Consider the following 15,749-nt stretch of genomic DNA (forward strand, 5'->3'; position numbering starts at 1 on the left):
TTCCTTTCCCTTTATTCATGGTTCGCGTGTCCTTCGTGATTCATGGCTTCCATTTCTTCGGCAGTCATCCCGTCCATGGAGCCTGAGGTACCGGAAGCGGCATGTTCCGTATTCGAACCGTGTTGATGTTCCGACGAGCCCGAGCCGTGTTGATGTTCGCCGTATTTATGAACGATTTGTTCGAAGAGCCCTTCCGGAATCGACGAGAACGTCTCGACTTCCGATACGCCCGGAAGTGCCAGCTGCTCATAACCTTCCTTCGTCAACGCGGGAGAAGAGCCTTTGACTTGCTTCACCCAGTCGTCGAATTCTTCTTGGGAAGTCGCCTTCGCCGTGAAGTTCATTTTGCCGAAGTCTTTGCCGCTAAAGTTTGCACCCATTCCCATATAGGAACCCGGTTCGTCGGCGATCAGATTCAGTTTCATCTCCATGCCGGACATCGTGTAGATTTGACCGCCAAGCTGCGGAATCCAGAACGAATTCATCGGAGCGTCCGAAGTGAGCCTGAACTCGATCGGGACGTTATCGGGGAATTGAAGGTAGTTAACCGACGCGATCCCTTGCTCCGGATATTGGAACAACCATTTCCAATCGAGCGACGTCACCTGAATGACGATCGGCTTCGCCTCGTGCTCGAGCGGCTTGGACGGTTCAAGTTTGTAGGAGTACTTGACCGTCACGACGGCCAGAATGGCGATGATCACGATCGGAATGCCCCACCAGATCGCCTCCAGCTTCGTGCTGTGCTCCCAAGTAGGATCGTATTTCGCCGATTTGGCCGATTGGCCCGGCTTATGGCGGTATCGCCATACAATATAGAAGGTAAGGACCAGAACAGGCACGAGTACGACCAAACATAACAACGAAGAAATTACGATCAGATCCAGCTGCTGCTTGCCGATCTCGCCTTTCGGATTCAATACGACTAGCTTATCGCTGCAACCCGTCATCAGAACCGCCATCGCGGTCAGCGACAGGACGGTCGCTAGGCGCCGAAGCCCTTTCACCATTTCCATCTCCCCCATCTTCTTGCTTCTTGCCATTACCCGGCAACGTCTGCCGGTAAGCATTATTCCCGAGGGTGCCATGCTCAGCATCCCCTCTCCTGTGACCAACATATCAGAAAGAAAAGCGCAGTTCCTTACTGTTAACAAAGGAGACAAATAAACGTTGAAATTTCGCAATATTTTGTTCACCAGTTGTTCACAATGTGAAAAACTTCACATACATTGGCGAAAGTTCCCTCTATTATGCCGTTTTCGGATTAAAGACACGCAACAAAACAGGGCTGCCCGGAAAGGTCTGATTCGACCCTTCGGACAACCCCGATGCGGTAATTATTTTGCGATTATTCCGTCGTCGCGACGGGCTGAGCGGAATCTTGATTACGTTGCATAAGCGGAGCAAGGACTCCGAACAACAGAATCTGGCTGCCGCCGACTAGAAATCCGATGCCGACCATTAATCCGAGATTGCGATCGTTAAATTGCGAAATATTCAATATGCAACAGATAATACCGGCGGCGATGACGACCATGGCTACCCACTTCAACATCCGCGACATTTCTTTGTTTTTCATGAGGTTCACCCCTTCTCCCGTGAAAGCGCTATATGTGAACATTTTAGCACAACAAAGTGACGAATTAAAGTCGAAATTCACAACTTCGACAAAAATAGGCCTTCATAGGATACCACGGGAGAAGCTTTTCAATTCGAAGCGCCGGCCGCGGCGCTTCCCGTACCGGATTGGACCGATTCGGCAGGCGCATCCGATCCGGCAATGGCCTCGCCCGACGCGGCGTTCGGTTTGCCTTCCTTCTCGCTTTCCTCCGTAAGCATCTGCTGTCCCTTGGCCTGCAGATTGTCCAGCGCTTCGGAGATCGTCGACTTCCCGTCCGTAACGTTCTGCATCTCTTGTTGCGTCAGACCGTCGAACTTCATGAAGAACTCTTGCGGAAGCTTATCCCAATCTTTGTACATATTGTTCTGAGCCGGTTTCAGGCTATAGAAGGCTTCCATATGATGACCGCCTTCTCCGCCGTCGAGATATTTCGTCCTAATCGGGAAGCTGCCGTTCTGAAGCTTGGACGTCACTCTTGCGAAGTCGTCCCCGTTCACGTAACTGATGAATTTCCAAGCCGCCTCGGCATTCGGCGAATTGGCGTCGATCGCGAAGATTTGATTCATTGACATCCCGGTGCTCTCGTCGGGCTTCTGGGGGTTGACCGGCATCGTTACGAGATCCCAGTTCTGAATGCCTTTGCCCTTCAGCCTAGCCTTAGCTTCCGAGAGCTGGTTCATGAGATAATTACCTTCGATGACCATCGCCACTTTGCCCCCGATAAACGGATCGCTAAGTAGGTAATCCTCGTATGTACTTCCTCCGCTCATGCCATTCTGATTTTCCATGTATAACGACCCGGATTTAATCGCTTTATCCGCGACCTCGAACGCAGCTTTCCAAGAATCGGAATTGATCATCAATTGCTTGGCCGTCGGATTTATATACGATAGTCCTTGCGAGTTGCCGATATTCAGGCCGAAATAATACAGTTGCGTTTGATAACCGGTTTTCAAGCCGTACACCCGGTCTTCTTTGGAGCCCGTCGTCGGGAATCGGGCGGCGAGCTGCAGAAGTTCTTCCCAACTCATCTTGTCCTTCGGAAGGGTTACTCCGTATTTCTCGAACATATCCTTGTTGTAGTAGATCGCTTGGCTATAGAAATTAGGCGACATTCCATATAATACGCCGTCGCTAAGGCCTTTAACGTAGTCGATGACGCCGGGCACGATCCCCTCGAGGTCATACTTGTCCTTCTTGATGAACGATTCGAGATTATACAGTTTTCCTTCGCTAGCCTTAGTCGTATATTCGTCAGTGCTAAGCATTAAGACATCCGGCTTCTGTTCATCGATAAAATCTTGCATGGCCTTCTTCATATCTTTGCCTTCCTCGTACGCGATGTTCTGCGTAGAGACGACTTCGATCTCGACGTTCGGATATACTGCGGAGAATAGCATTCCGTATTGCTGATAAAAACTTCTTTCGTCGTAGTACATGACCTTGAGCGTAGATTTAACGTCCTTCTTGCTCTCGTTCCCTCCGGAGCTGCAACCCGCCATTACCCCGGCGCACATCGAGAACACGACTACGATCGCAGCCAATCTTGGTAAACGCATAACTTCACACCCTCCACTATGATCGGTATTCCCATAAATCGCTCCTACTGCCCCCTATTCTCCTAATCTATAATTAGTTTTACATATTGTACCATGGTAGAAGGTGTAAATTTTTAAATTTTTCTTAAAAATACCTTATTATTAAGAGGACTGACTAGTAGAAATCCCCAACTTTAGTCGGGGTTCGGCATCAACTATCGTCGGTTAATTCCCGATGGGGTCATCCGTTATGATGGAAGCATCGAGAAGAAAAGGGAGAGTTCTATGAACAAGCAACAATTCATCGATAGCCTCGGACATTATTTCGCTTCGTTGCCCGAACAAGACCAACTCGCGATTTTGCGCGACTATGAAGCTCATTTTCAACAGGGGGAACTCGAAGGCAAATCCGAAGATCAGATCGCTTACGAGCTAGGGCACCCGTTGTCCGTAGCTAAGGATGCTTTATTCGTCGGCTCGGCTTACGATTTCCGTCCCGCTCCGGCCAAGCCGGATTATCCGAGACTTATCGGCGTATCGATCGCGCTATTTTTCCTGAACGTCATGTTCGCGATTCCGGTCTTCGCTTCCGTTTGGGCCGCTTTTGTCTCCGTATGCGCCGTAGCGCTGTCCGGGTTGCTGTCTCCGATTCTATTAGGCTTCGAAACGGCATGGTATGGCGACTTCACTTACCACAAGCTGATGTTCGCGGCTGGCATGTTAGGACTCGGCATGCTGCTGGCGGGAGGAGCATACGCCCTGGGCAAGCTGCTGGGGGCCGTTACGATCAGGTACGCGCGTTGGAACTATAAGACATGGAGAGGAAGACTGTAACGATGAGAAAATTCTGGTACTTCACCGCGTTCTGCCTCGTTATTATCGGGGTAGCGGGTGCCTTGACTTATGATTGGAAATCGAAAGAAAATCTGCCCGAGTTCGAGAAACAATGGAGTTTCTCCGCGAGCGAGCTCCGCAATCTGGAGATCGTTAGCGACTACAACGTAGCCGTGACTTTCACGAAGAGCGAGGACGGACGAAATTCGATCCGCTTGAACGGACAAGGAACAGAGAAAATGATCGAGAATACGAAGGCCACGGAAATCGCCGACGGAAAGCTTAAACTCGATTTGACTCGCATGCCTAAGAAATATATAAATTTCTTCGACTTCGATTTCGGCAGCGCCAAAGAACAGCTTGTCATCTCCGTGACGGACGCTTCCTTGCTAGACTCGCTGCGGATCAAACTGGATTCCGGCAACATCACGGTTACCGACGCCGCTCTGGAAACAATCTCAGAAGCGAAGCTCACGACCGACTCCGGAAACATCACCCTAACCCGGTTCAAAAGCGAGAAATTGATCGTCGGCGTCGATTCCGGCAACATTACCGGCAACGAGGTCGCCGCGGACATTAAAGCATCCACCGATTCGGGAAACATCAAGCTCGATAAAGTAACAGGTCCGACTCGCCTTTCCGTGGATTCGGGCAACATCAGACTCACGAAACAAGACAATGCGAGCTCCGACCTTTCCACCGATTCCGGCAACGTGTATGTCCAGGTACCCGCAAGCTTCGCCGGTTCCTACGATCTGAGAACCGATTCCGGTTCCGTGCATGCCCCGGAATCCAAAAGAACGACGATGGATTACATTAAAATCCGGACCGACAGCGGGAATATTCGCGTCGAGGAAGGCCCGCAATAACGAGGAAGACTAAACGCATCCGTCGCAAAAGACTCCGTGCCGTCGAAGTTCGAGCAATACGGAGTCTTTGGCGTAAGCGTATATCCTACGGCGCGAGACGATGAACACAAGGAGGAAGATCGATGTTCTCTATTCTTGCCGGCGTCATCTACGCCAACGTGTTGCTCTTCATGACCGCGGCCTGGATCGCGGGCAGTAAAGCTTCGAAATTGCTCTACGGCGGTTCGCCCGAACGCATGCAACGCAAAGCCCGCAAGCTAATGGTATGGATAGCCTACGCCACATTGCCCGCTTTCTCCCTTATCGTTGCGACGTCGCTAATGCCCCGCTCGATGAATCCGGTCTTCCGGGAGGATCGCGCGTTGCTGTATGTGTCGTTAACGGCAATTCCACTGCTTGCGATCTGGCTTCTTACGATGCCTAGATTATTCAAGCTATGGCAAGCCGCTCGCCGCCTTAACCGTGTCCCCTTGCCTGCGAAACTTCGGCAACAAGCTGCCCAACCGCTTGTCGTTCTCCCCTTCCGATCCGCGGCTCTTGCCGCTGCTGCCATTCTCTATCTCATGCTCGAAACCCCCGTTACGCTCCATTGGCCGAAAGCTTTCGGTCTTCTGGCCGTATGGGTCGCGGCAACCGTCTCCTTCTGGCTGTTCCATGACCGCCGCGGACAAAGAGCCTTGTCTTAACAAAAGAGCGGTCGGAGCCCCCACGTTCAACAACTATAATAGGCGCATTATTAGAAGCCTTGCTCGGCCGCGTAATTGCCCCAGTGCGGGCGTCTTCCGTCGACATCGGAGATTCCGTATTCATCGGACAACCCCCATGAGGTGAGCGACTTCCCGGATTTCGCCAACAGATCGGGATCGGCGGCCAACGCAGCCACCCCGCGACCGAGGAAGAAGGGCGTCTCCGACTGGAGGAAGTGCACATCCTTTGCCGCCGCTTCGCGCCAGTTGTTCTCCGTTACCCCGAAGTGATCGAGCATCTGTTCCGAACGCAGAAAACCCGGCGTAACGGACAGAGCCGTCACTCCGTGAGGTCGGAGCTCCGCTGCCAGCGCTTCCGCCAGATGGATAACCGATATTTTCGCCAAGCTATATGGCAAGTTCCCGCGATACCGGTAATCATAACCGTCCGTAACCTCTACGATTAATCCTTGTCCCCTCGCCACGAGAAGGGGAGCCCCGTAGTAGCTTGTAATGAGATGGGTTTGTACCGCCCGTCGTTGCATGAGTAACGCCTTATCAAGCGAGCCTTCCCAGAAAGGCGTTCCCCATTCCGTTATGTTCTCGCCGCCCCATACGTCGTTCACCAGAATATCCAGTCTGCCGTCTTGCTCCTCTCGTACCCGATCGAATAGCTTTTTCACTTGCGTCTCATCGGAATGATCCACCTGTACTGGAATGCCTAAACCTCCTTCACGCGACACCAGCTCGGCCGTTTCCTCGATCGTCTCGCTTCTGCCGATATCGGAAGGCGCTCCCCGCACGCTTCGCCCCGTTCCGTACACGGTAGCTCCTGCCGCCCCCAACATCATCGCGATCGCTCGCCCCGCGCCTCTCGTCGCTCCTGCCACGACCGCTACTTTTCCATCTAGAGGTTTCAATTTCCGCCAGCTCCTTTTTGGCCTTGCTTCTTAACGGCTATGAAATAGTCTTTACTTATTCAGTATAGCCCCTATATAAGACATCTCCTGTCATATAGGGGTGGTATACTGAAGGCAAAGATAGGAATTTGGAACGTGGAGGGAGTGTGCGGAGAGTTACACGGTTTCGTCGAGTAACTCCCTGCTGAGAGCTCCTTTTGAGCGAGAGTTACACGGTTTTGTCGAGTAACTGCCTGCTGGAAGCCCCTTTCGAGCGAGAGTTACACGGTTTCGTCGAGTAACTCCCTGCTGGGAGCCCCTTTCGAGCGAGAGTTACACGGTTTCGTCGAGTATCTCCCTGCTGGAAGCTCCTTTCGAGCGAGAGTTACACGGTTTCGTCGAGTATCTCCCTGCTGGGAGCTCCTTTTGAGCGGGAGTTACACGGTATTGTCGAGTAACTCCCTGCTGGGAGCTCCTTTTGAGCGAGAGTTACACGGTTTCGTCGAGTATCTCCCTGCTGGTAGCTCCTTTTGAGCGAGAGTTACACGGTTTCGTCGAGTAACTCCCTGCTGAAGGCCCCTTTCAAGCGAGAGTTACACGGTTTTGTCGAGTAACTGCCTGCTGGAAGCCCCTTTCGAGCGAGAGTTACACGGTTTCGTCGAGTAACTCCCTGCTGAAGGCCCCTTTCAAGCGAGAGTTACACGGTTTTGTCGAGTAACTGCCTGCTGGAGGCCCCTTTCGAGCGAGAGTTACACGGTTTCGTCGAGTATCTCCCTGCTGGTAGCTCCTTTTGAGCGAGAGTTACACGGTTTCGTCGAGTAACTCCCTGCTGAAGGCCCCTTTCAAGCGAGAGTTACACGGTTTTGTCGAGTAACTGCCTGCTGGAAGCCCCTTTCGAGCGAGAGTTACACGGTTTTGTCGAGTAACTGCCTGCTGGAAGCCCCTTTCGAGCGAGAGTTACACGGTTTCGTCGAGTAACTCCCTGCTGGAAGCTCCTTTTGAGCGAGTGTTACACGGTTTCTTCGAGTAATTCCCTGCTGGAAGCTCCTTTTGAGCGAGAGTTACCCGGGTTCGTCGAGTATTTCCCTTCTGGGATTAGAGTTTGAGTTACGAGTTAGCGGAAGGAGATGAGCCGTCGATGAGAGCGGATCGTTTGTTATTGATTTTGTCGTTACTGCAGGAGCATGGCAGGTTGTCCTCGCGGGAGCTGGCGGAGCGGCTCGAGATATCGGAGCGCACCGTGCACCGCGATATGGAAGCGTTAAGCGCGGCAGGCATTCCGGTCTATTCGGAAAGGGGCGCGAACGGCGGTTGGTTGCTATCGGAAGGGTACCGAAGCCATATGACGGGAATGACGACCGGGGAAATTCGTTCCTTGCTCCTGCTGCAGACTTCCAGCGTCGTGAAGGACCTCGGCTTAAACGATCAAGTGCAGGCCGCGCTCCGGAAGCTGCTTGCGGCCCTTCCTTCCGCCGCGAGACAAGATGCCGAATACGTTCGGGAACGCATCCACATCGATGGGGCCGGTTGGCACACTGCCGCGCCATCGCGGGACACCCTGCTTCGTACTGTGCAGGAGGCCGTGTGGGAACAACGTCTCCTGCGCATTTCCTATCGCGGCTGGGACGCCGAAGAGGATACGGATCGCGTTGTTCGTCCTCTCGGTCTGGTCGCTAAGCTCGGCGTCTGGTACATGGTGGCGAAACCCGATTCGGAATCGCCGTCAGATTCGGATGCCGATTTCCGTACCTACCGGCTCTCCCGGCTGCAAGAGGCAACCAGATTGGAGCAGGTTTTCACGCGTCCGGAGGTATTCGATCTTGCCGCTTACTGGAATCGGTCGACGGAGCGCTTCAAAGCGAACCTGCCCCGTTATCAAGCGCGTATACGCATCGCGACGGCAAGATGGGACGAATTCTCAAGGGAGAGATTCATTATCCTTCTATCCTCGGATCCCGTTCAATCCGCCGAGTGGACGGAAGCGGAAGTCGAGTTCAATACGGAGGAATATGCCCGCAAAATTCTACTAGGTTACGGCAGGCATGCCGAAGCGCTAGCTCCCGATTCGTTGAGGGACAGCATTATCGAGGAATCCTGTGCTGTATCCCTGCTATATAAGAAAGGAAAATCCGTCTCACGCGTCGAAACCGATTAAACCGAATCTATTTCTCTTTAGGAGGAGTCCCCTTGTCCTTATCATCCGATTCCATTCTCGGCATCTCCCAATTGTCGGTCCGCGTGAGCGACGTCGAGAGAGCCGTCCGTTTCTACAATGGCGTTCTCGGACTTCCGCTGCTTTTCTCGCAATCCAACATGGCGTTGGTCGACTGTCAGGGTATCCGATTACTGCTAGGAATACCTGAAAAGCCCGAGTTCGATCACCCGGGCTCTACGATCTATTTTAAGGTAGCCGATATCGAAGAAGCGTACCGGACCTTGGAGACGGCAAAAGTCGAGCTCGCAGGCAAGCCGCACAAAGTCGCGGAGTTCAACGGCTACGCAGTATGGATGGCTTTCTTCTACGACCCGGACCGCAATCTGCATGCGTTGACGAGCGAAGTTCCGGTTAACTGACCCTCGCTCTTAAGTCCACATCGCGCCGATTACTCGCGGGATCTCGCTCAGCGCCGCCCGAACCTCCACGGCCCCCAGGTCGTATGCCGCTTTGGGCATTCCGTAAACGACGGACGATTGCTCATCCTGAGCGATCGTCCGAGCCCCGTTATTCCGCATGGCCAACAATCCTCTTGCCCCGTCTTGGCCCATCCCGGTTAACAAGACGCCGATCGCTCGATCCCCGGCCGCCTTAGCCGCCGATTCGAACAGAACGTCGACGGACGGGCAATGCCCGCTGACCTTCTCGCCGCTTCGGCATTCGACTTTGAACCTTTTTCCGGCTTTGACGAGCTTAACGTGCCTGTCTCCCGGAGCGATCAACACCGTTCCTTGATCGACAAGGTCTCCGTCCTTCGCCTCGCTGACGCGCAAAGCGCAAGCATGGTTAAGACGATCCGCGAACATGCGGGAGAAAACCGGCGGAATATGCTGAACGACGACGATACCGGGAGTGTCCGCCGGCATGCCGCCTAACACGGAATGGATCGCTTCCGTCCCGCCCGTCGAAGCTCCGATAACGATCACGCGGTCCGAATCCTCGGCGGGGACATGAATGAATTCTCCCCTGCGCTGCCTCCTGTCCGCCGTTCCGGTTACGACTTTCGCATGCGCGGCTGCTTTAATGACGTCTATTAAATCATGCAGGAAGGCTTCGACCTTCCCCGGAGTCATGAAATTCGGCTTAGCCACGAACTCGACGGCTCCGGCCTTCAAAGCTTCGAGCGCGGATTCGCTTAGCGAACTGACCGCGATAATCGGCAATGGATATTGCGGCAGCAAGCGCCTGATGAATTCGATTCCGTTCATAAGCGGCATCTCGATGTCGCAAGTGAGCACATCCGGTCTATATTGCAGGATTTTATCGCGAGCTTCGTAAGGATCTTTGGCTACGCCCACGACCTCAATGGCAGGGTCGGTCGAAATTCCCCGCATCAGAACTTCCCGGAACACAAGAGAATCGTCCACGACCAACACCCTGATCCGTCTTCTTCCATCCCAGCCAACCATGGTCGTACCTCCCGTACCGAAAACCCTTCCGCTCTTACTCGTCCTTGCGGTAGACGGAAGGCATCACATATTTATATCCCGTGCCCTCGCGCTCCAACGACTCGGAATGGCCGATGAAGAGATATCCCCCAGGCTCCGTGTTCTCATAGAATTTGCGTACCAAATCCCGTTTGGTTCTTTCATCGAAATAGATCATGACATTCCTGCAGAAGATGACGTGAAACTTTCTCCGGAAAGGGAACGTCGGTTGCATGAGATTGAATTTTCGGAAAATGACGGCGCTCTTGATCTTGTCGCTCACGACGGAACAGCCCTCCGACGTCTTTCGGAAATAAGCCGAACGCCATGCGGAAGGAATCGACTCTAGGCTAGTATCGGAATATGTCCCTTGAACCGCCGTCGCCAGCGCCTGAGACGAAATGTCGGTCGCCAGTACCCGGGTATCCCACGCAGGCGCGCCGGAACCGAAAAGCTCGTCCAGCATGAACGCCAACGTGTAAGGCTCTTCTCCCGAAGAGCAGCCCGCGCTCCAAATTCTTAGATCCCTATCCCGGACGGTAAGCGCTAAGCGGGGAAGGACGCGATCTTTAAGAAATTGAAAATGACTGGATTCCCTCATGAAAAAAGTATGGTTCGTCGTGATCTTGTCCGCCAGCAGCGCGGTCGCCGCCCCGCTCGCATCCGATACCACATGGCGATAATATTCCGTGAAATTGCCGAAGCGCTGTTCCGCGAGCACCTGCTGAAGACGACCGGCAAGAAGCGCCTTCTTCTCGTCTCTCAGATGAATTCCGTATCGATCTTTAATGAAATGAGAGAATTGCCTGAATTCCTCGTCGGTAATCGCGATCATGCTCAATATTTACCGAATTCCCGGTCGCTCAGCAAAATCGTCCCCGTTCCCGTACCCGCAGGCCCTTGACCAAGATACCCGTCGGGACTGCCGACTTTGGCTTTTCCCGATTTTACGGACATGTCGCTTAGCATGCGAAGGATGTCCGGATCAAGCTTCTCCATGTCCCTGTAGGACGAGAAACTCTTGCCCGTCCTTCTCAGAACGAACTTGCCCACCTGTTCCTTTAGCATCTCCGCCTGTCCGGTCAGCTGTTCCGAAGCGGAGGCGCTCTCTTCCGACGTGGCCGAATTGGTCTGAACCACTTGGGAAACCTGGATGATCCCTTGATTAATCTGGGCAACCCCGGACGCCTGCTCGTTGGATGCGATCGATATGTTGCCCACGAGACCGGCTACCTTCGCTACTCCTTCGACGATATGGTCAAGCGCGTCTGCCGTCTCGTTGGCGATTCTCGTACCGTCTTCCACTTTCTTGATCGAGCCCTCGATCAATTCGGTCGTTTCCTTCGCGGCGTTCGCCGAACGTGCCGCCAGATTGCGCACTTCTTCCGCCACGACCGCAAAGCCTTTGCCGTGCTGGCCTGCGCGGGCCGCCTCGACGGCGGCGTTCAAGGCGAGGATATTCGTTTGGAACGCGATTTCGTCTATTACTTTGATAATCTTGGATATGTTTCCGGAGGACGTGTTGATATCCTCCATCGCTCTTAGCATTTCGCGCATCCGGGAATTACCCTGAACGGCATTGTTCTTCGCTTGCTCGGCTAACGTATTGGCGAGCGATGCGTTCCCGGCGTTCAATTCGGTTTGCGCGGATATCTCCTGAAGCGACGCCGTCAATTGCTCTACCGAGCTCGCTTGCTCCGTCGCCCCTTGGGACAACACAATGCTGGACTCGGACACTTGCCTTGCCCCTGCCGAAACCTGTTCCGACGCCGTCTGAATGCTGGATAGCACTTCGTTCATGTTATCCGTCATTTTGCCGAATGCCGCGGAAAGAACGCCGATCTCGTCTTTGGAGGTCGCTTCCACCGTCAAGTCCAAGTCTCCGTCCGCAATTCGATTAGCCGATTCTACCAAGCGTTTAATAGGCCGATTGATGCTGCGGGAAATGAATATCCCCAGTCCGACCGCCGCTAGCATGGCCAAGACTACGACGATTACCATCGTGATGACCGTAGTATCCGCAAGCTGGGCGTAGGATTTCGAGCGTTCCGCTCCCACTCTGTTCTTATCGTCGAAAATTTCGTTGATCAGCCTTGTCGCTTCTTCGGAATGCTTCGTTCCCGTTTGAAGCAGTCGCAAGCCTTCCTCCGGCCTTCCGGCTTGAGCCGCGCTGGCGACTTCTTCGCGAATCTTATTGTATGCCGCTAGCTCGGTTTGCAAAGCCTCGAACTTCGCGCGCGTTTCCGTCGTTTGGATGCTCTTACGGAATTCCTCAAGGGATGTCCGAATTATCTCGTCGTTCAAGCGTATTTGCCGGAGCGAGTCCTCTCTTTTGGCTGCGTCCTCGTAGAGAATCAAATTCCTGACCTGAGCGCGAGATTGATGAAACGCCATACCCACCTTGCCCAAATCACCTACGGAAACTCCGAACTGGTCGTATAATTCCGAATATTTCTGGTCGATGTTTTTAAGATTGATAATTCCGACAACCCCGACGGTGCCCGCAAGCAACGCCACCAACGTAAATGATAGGATGAGTTTCTTGCCGATTTTCATATTATAGAACCATCTCATCGCCGCAATCCCCGTTTCGCTCAAGTGTGTGCCAATCGTTCTATGTCGTTCTCGTTAAGCAGCCTGTCGCAGTCCAGAAGCAAAATAACGATCGCCCCCGACTTGCCGATGCCTTGAATATAACGGTTTACTCCGCCGCCGGCATCGGGGGGCGACACGATTTCCTTGGCCGGTATGGACAAGACCTCGGACACGCTATCCACGATTAACCCGACCGAAATGTCCTGAATGTCCACCACGACGATGCACGTTCTGTCGTTGTATTCTCGGAAAGGCTTCTTGAAACGAAGCCGCACGTCCATGACGGGAACAATTTTCCCTCGCAAGTTAATGATTCCGCGAATGTGCTCGGGAAGCTCCGGAATTTCCGTGATTCCTTGTATTCCGATGATCTCGGTCACGTGTCTGATCTCGATGCCGTACAGCTCGTTCCCCAACGAGAAGGTCAGGAATTTATCCTTCTGCGCGTCTTCTTCGTCGAACTCCTCGTACCGCTCTTGTCCGTTCATCCCTATTCTCCTCTCACCTTGCATATGCGAATGAAGGAGCATTGCGGCTTCGGTTCATGCCCGGCAAATCTCCGACGTCGACGATCAAGCTTATGCTACCGTCTCCCAGCAGGGCGCAACCCGAAATGCCTTCCTTGCGAGCCATTTGCTTGATATAGCCCGGAAGCGACTTGACGACCACCTGCTGCTGCCCCAACAACTCGTCCACGAACAAGCATAGCTTTCTCCCATCCTGCTCCAACATGACGAAAATCCCCTTGTCGAACAGGGTTTCCCCCTTCTTGCAGTTGAACTTCTCGTGGAGACGCAATATCGGATAACACGCCCCCCGGAGCATGATCATCTCGTTGCCGTCCGGATCGGTGATCACGTCCGCGGGTTTCGGCCTGAACGATTCCAAGATCGAGGCGGTGGGCAAAGTAAATCTCGAATCTCCGACTCTTACGTTCATTCCGTCGATAATCGCTAGAGTCAGAGGTATTTTCATTGTAATGCTGGAGCCTGCGGACTTTTTGCTTTCAACCGAAATCGTCCCTCCGGCACCTTCGACGTTGCGCGATACGACGTCCATGCCGACTCCTCTGCCGCTGAATTCGGTCACTTGGTCTTTGGTCGAAAATCCCGGTTGAAAAATAAAGCCGTACGCTTCGTTGTCGCTAATCTCGCTTAACGGATTGGAGATCAGGCCTTGGGCGAATGCCCTCTCGAGAATACGCTCGCGGTTTAACCCTTTACCGTCGTCCCTGACGATGATCTCGACGTCTCCGCCCGAATTTTTCGCCTCTAGCGTGATCACGCCAACCCCGGGCTTGCCTTGGGCGATTCTATCCGCCTCCGGTTCGATTCCGTGGTCGATCGCGTTTCTGACCAAATGCATCAGCGGATCCGATATTTGATCGATAATGCTCTTGTCGAGCTCCGTCTCTTCCCCGACGATCCGGATCTCCGCTTCCTTGTTCAGCTTCCGGCACATATCCCTGGCTACTCGGCGCATTTTATGAAACGTAGTCGCGAGAGGCACCATCCGGATGGACATGACGACATCCTGTAATTCGTTCGTTATTTTGCGCAAATGGCCGTTGGCTTTGCTGTAAGAACCCGTTCCAAGACCGCCGGCCGAGTCGCCGCTTGTTAACATCGCCTCCGCGATGACAAGCTCTCCGACAAGATCCATTAATTTATCCAGCTTGCCTACGTTTACGCTGACCATGCCGCCGCGCGCTTGATCCGGCTTGCCGGAGACGTCCGTTCCCTTTGTCTCGCCGTAATCCGAATCGTTTCCGGTACCGGGTGCCTCGAAAGGCAAGGAAACGCTAATCTTCCTGTCCTCGGCTTCATCCGCAGCGTCCTCGGCCATCAGTTCGAATTCCTCTAAAAAGGCCGTTTGCATGAAAAACCGATGTACGTGCTCGTACTCCTTGTCCGTATGGAAGCGTATACGAAATCCATTTTCCCGGATGTCCTCTACGGTAGCGGAATCATCCAGCAAATCCTGCGGATCATGATTAAAGCTTTCGCTGATTTCCTTCAGACGATGAATGATATTGTATGCCCTAACGTTCTCCATCTGGCAATGATCCTGGAATCTAACGACTGCCCGGTAGGCGATTGTCGGCCTAGAATCCTCCGACTGTTTCAACGCCGATAAATAAAGGTTAATATCTGTAATCATTAATTCCGGGTTTCCGTTCGGAACTTCCCCGCGAGCGATTATACCGACTTGCGCCTTAATGAAATCAACGACTCTGAAAACCAAGCCCGACAAAACGCGAAAATCGGTTTCAATATCCTCGTCAGCTCGTATGAAATGGAATAAATCTTCAATGGCATGCCCGATCTCGGCGATCTTGACATACTGCATCATCGCGGCCGATCCTTTGATCGTATGCACGTTCCTGAATATCTCGTCTATCGATTGCGGCGAGAACGCACTCTCGGCTTCGCTGTCCAGGACGACCGTCTCTATTCGTTCCAGGAGTTGAAAAGTTTCGTATATGTACATCTCTAGCAGGGGATCCGTCAAATCCCGTCTATTCATTCCTATCCCTACCTGTCGACGATCATTTAATGTGTTGATTTCACGTACGGTCGCAATCGTCAATCTCCAGCAAACAGGATACTTTCAACCGTATCGCCGTCGTATTTCGGGTTGTATTTCCAGTAATGATTTCGGAAAGGCGGCTTTGGGAAACGTTATTGATGCTGCAAAACTCTTTTCTCGTCAATTCCTTCTCGGCCAGCCGCCGGATGACCTTCCATCCGAAGTCCGTTGCTGTTTTTCTACCGGCCATTCTTACACCCCGTCGTAATTTGATTCTGTCCGTTTTTAGAGGATTAAGGTGCTATTACGCAGAATTACTACATTAATCTTAGGGATATATTTCCCTATATTTACAAGGATTCTTCCTGTCGTCACGAGCATTCGAAGGTTTCGCCCTTGCAAACGAAAACCCCTTGTTAATCCTAATTAAGCAGCCTTATTTTATTTGGGGGGGTGAACTTAGAACCTTTGGCCGATAAGGTTCTCTTTAGCGTATATGTATTCCATTTTAAATTGGAGGTAAATATATAAAATAC

15 protein-coding genes are annotated in these 15,749 nt (G+C 52.7%); 5 read left to right on the plus strand and 10 right to left on the minus strand.

The window, feature by feature from the left end:
* Positions 1-11: 11 nt before the first annotated feature.
* The 3 genes from cyoA to D7Z26_RS23940 all read right to left on the minus strand — a co-directional run bounded on the left by cyoA (position 12) and on the right by D7Z26_RS23940 (position 3,180).
* Complete coding sequence (gene cyoA, locus D7Z26_RS23930) at positions 12-1,010, minus strand: ubiquinol oxidase subunit II (RefSeq protein WP_233567177.1); 999 nt, start codon at positions 1,008-1,010, stop codon at positions 12-14.
* A gap of 338 nt (positions 1,011-1,348) precedes the next feature.
* A complete protein-coding gene (locus D7Z26_RS23935; RefSeq protein ID WP_120979545.1) occupies positions 1,349-1,579 on the minus strand; it encodes a hypothetical protein in 231 nt (76 codons plus the stop codon).
* A gap of 128 nt (positions 1,580-1,707) precedes the next feature.
* Positions 1,708-3,180 carry an ABC transporter substrate-binding protein gene (locus D7Z26_RS23940; RefSeq protein WP_120979546.1) on the minus strand — a complete coding sequence of 491 codons (1,473 nt, stop codon included), beginning with the start codon at positions 3,178-3,180 and terminating at the stop codon, positions 1,708-1,710.
* A 264-nt stretch (positions 3,181-3,444) separates the two neighbouring features.
* Between D7Z26_RS23940 and D7Z26_RS23945 the strand changes: the two genes are divergently transcribed.
* From D7Z26_RS23945 to D7Z26_RS23955, 3 genes are all read left to right on the plus strand, one after another.
* On the plus strand, positions 3,445-3,993 hold the full coding sequence (locus D7Z26_RS23945) for an HAAS signaling domain-containing protein (RefSeq protein WP_120979547.1): 549 nt from the start codon (positions 3,445-3,447) through the stop codon (positions 3,991-3,993).
* Positions 3,994-3,995: 2 nt separating this feature from the next.
* Positions 3,996-4,862, plus strand: a complete 867-nt coding sequence (locus D7Z26_RS23950) for a DUF4097 family beta strand repeat-containing protein (protein ID WP_158602422.1) — start codon at positions 3,996-3,998, stop codon at positions 4,860-4,862.
* A 122-nt stretch (positions 4,863-4,984) separates the two neighbouring features.
* Positions 4,985-5,548: a hypothetical protein gene (locus D7Z26_RS23955; protein ID WP_120979549.1), complete on the plus strand. Its 564-nt coding sequence runs from the start codon at positions 4,985-4,987 to the stop codon at positions 5,546-5,548.
* A 50-nt stretch (positions 5,549-5,598) separates the two neighbouring features.
* On the opposite strand, the gene D7Z26_RS23960 is transcribed toward D7Z26_RS23955, so the two are convergent.
* A complete protein-coding gene (locus D7Z26_RS23960; protein ID WP_120979550.1) occupies positions 5,599-6,468 on the minus strand; it encodes an SDR family oxidoreductase in 870 nt (289 codons plus the stop codon).
* 1,117 nt (positions 6,469-7,585) lie between these two features.
* On the opposite strand from D7Z26_RS23960, the gene D7Z26_RS23965 reads away from it, so the two are divergent.
* Together D7Z26_RS23965 and D7Z26_RS23970 are read left to right on the plus strand one after the other, a co-directional pair.
* Positions 7,586-8,602, plus strand: a complete 1,017-nt coding sequence (locus D7Z26_RS23965) for a helix-turn-helix transcriptional regulator (RefSeq protein WP_120979551.1) — start codon at positions 7,586-7,588, stop codon at positions 8,600-8,602.
* A gap of 32 nt (positions 8,603-8,634) precedes the next feature.
* On the plus strand, positions 8,635-9,021 hold the full coding sequence (locus tag D7Z26_RS23970; protein WP_233567170.1) for a VOC family protein: 387 nt from the start codon (positions 8,635-8,637) through the stop codon (positions 9,019-9,021).
* 9 nt (positions 9,022-9,030) lie between these two features.
* Here the strand turns inward: D7Z26_RS23970 and D7Z26_RS23975 are convergent, their stop codons facing one another.
* From D7Z26_RS23975 to D7Z26_RS24000, 6 genes are read right to left on the minus strand one after another with little or no spacing between them, the layout of a single operon-like run.
* Complete coding sequence (locus D7Z26_RS23975) at positions 9,031-10,071, minus strand: protein-glutamate methylesterase/protein-glutamine glutaminase (RefSeq protein WP_120979552.1); 1,041 nt, start codon at positions 10,069-10,071, stop codon at positions 9,031-9,033.
* A 34-nt stretch (positions 10,072-10,105) separates the two neighbouring features.
* Complete coding sequence (locus D7Z26_RS23980) at positions 10,106-10,924, minus strand: CheR family methyltransferase (RefSeq protein WP_120979594.1); 819 nt, start codon at positions 10,922-10,924, stop codon at positions 10,106-10,108.
* 2 nt (positions 10,925-10,926) lie between these two features.
* Positions 10,927-12,663: a methyl-accepting chemotaxis protein gene (locus D7Z26_RS23985; protein ID WP_120979593.1), complete on the minus strand. Its 1,737-nt coding sequence runs from the start codon at positions 12,661-12,663 to the stop codon at positions 10,927-10,929.
* A 20-nt stretch (positions 12,664-12,683) separates the two neighbouring features.
* Complete coding sequence (locus D7Z26_RS23990; RefSeq protein ID WP_120979553.1) at positions 12,684-13,172, minus strand: chemotaxis protein CheW; 489 nt, start codon at positions 13,170-13,172, stop codon at positions 12,684-12,686.
* A gap of 13 nt (positions 13,173-13,185) precedes the next feature.
* The gene (locus D7Z26_RS23995) at positions 13,186-15,210 is read right to left on the minus strand and encodes a chemotaxis protein CheA (RefSeq protein WP_120979554.1); all 2,025 of its coding nucleotides are present in this window, start codon (positions 15,208-15,210) and stop codon (positions 13,186-13,188) included.
* 40 nt (positions 15,211-15,250) lie between these two features.
* Entirely contained in the window at positions 15,251-15,463 is a 213-nt protein-coding gene (locus D7Z26_RS24000) for an XRE family transcriptional regulator (protein ID WP_120979555.1), read from the minus strand.
* Positions 15,464-15,749: the final 286 nt, after the last annotated feature.

Origin of the sequence: Cohnella endophytica, assembly GCF_003628305.1 — a bacterium.
In the GTDB taxonomy this organism is placed as follows: domain Bacteria; phylum Bacillota; class Bacilli; order Paenibacillales; family Paenibacillaceae; genus Cohnella; species Cohnella endophytica.

Coding starts and splice junctions, on each gene's coding strand:
- cyoA (WP_233567177.1), bottom strand. CDS start 1,010: ATGGTGAAAGGGCTTCGGCGCCTAGCGACCGTCCTGTCGCTGACCGCG.
- D7Z26_RS23935 (WP_120979545.1), bottom strand. CDS start 1,579: ATGAAAAACAAAGAAATGTCGCGGATGTTGAAGTGGGTAGCCATGGTC.
- D7Z26_RS23940 (WP_120979546.1), bottom strand. CDS start 3,180: ATGCGTTTACCAAGATTGGCTGCGATCGTAGTCGTGTTCTCGATGTGC.
- D7Z26_RS23945 (WP_120979547.1), top strand. CDS start 3,445: ATGAACAAGCAACAATTCATCGATAGCCTCGGACATTATTTCGCTTCG.
- D7Z26_RS23950 (WP_158602422.1), top strand. CDS start 3,996: ATGAGAAAATTCTGGTACTTCACCGCGTTCTGCCTCGTTATTATCGGG.
- D7Z26_RS23955 (WP_120979549.1), top strand. CDS start 4,985: ATGTTCTCTATTCTTGCCGGCGTCATCTACGCCAACGTGTTGCTCTTC.
- D7Z26_RS23965 (WP_120979551.1), top strand. CDS start 7,586: ATGAGAGCGGATCGTTTGTTATTGATTTTGTCGTTACTGCAGGAGCAT.
- D7Z26_RS23975 (WP_120979552.1), bottom strand. CDS start 10,071: ATGGTTGGCTGGGATGGAAGAAGACGGATCAGGGTGTTGGTCGTGGAC.
- D7Z26_RS23980 (WP_120979594.1), bottom strand. CDS start 10,924: ATGATCGCGATTACCGACGAGGAATTCAGGCAATTCTCTCATTTCATT.
- D7Z26_RS23985 (WP_120979593.1), bottom strand. CDS start 12,663: ATGAGATGGTTCTATAATATGAAAATCGGCAAGAAACTCATCCTATCA.
- D7Z26_RS23990 (WP_120979553.1), bottom strand. CDS start 13,172: ATGAACGGACAAGAGCGGTACGAGGAGTTCGACGAAGAAGACGCGCAG.
- D7Z26_RS23995 (WP_120979554.1), bottom strand. CDS start 15,210: ATGAATAGACGGGATTTGACGGATCCCCTGCTAGAGATGTACATATAC.
- D7Z26_RS24000 (WP_120979555.1), bottom strand. CDS start 15,463: ATGGCCGGTAGAAAAACAGCAACGGACTTCGGATGGAAGGTCATCCGG.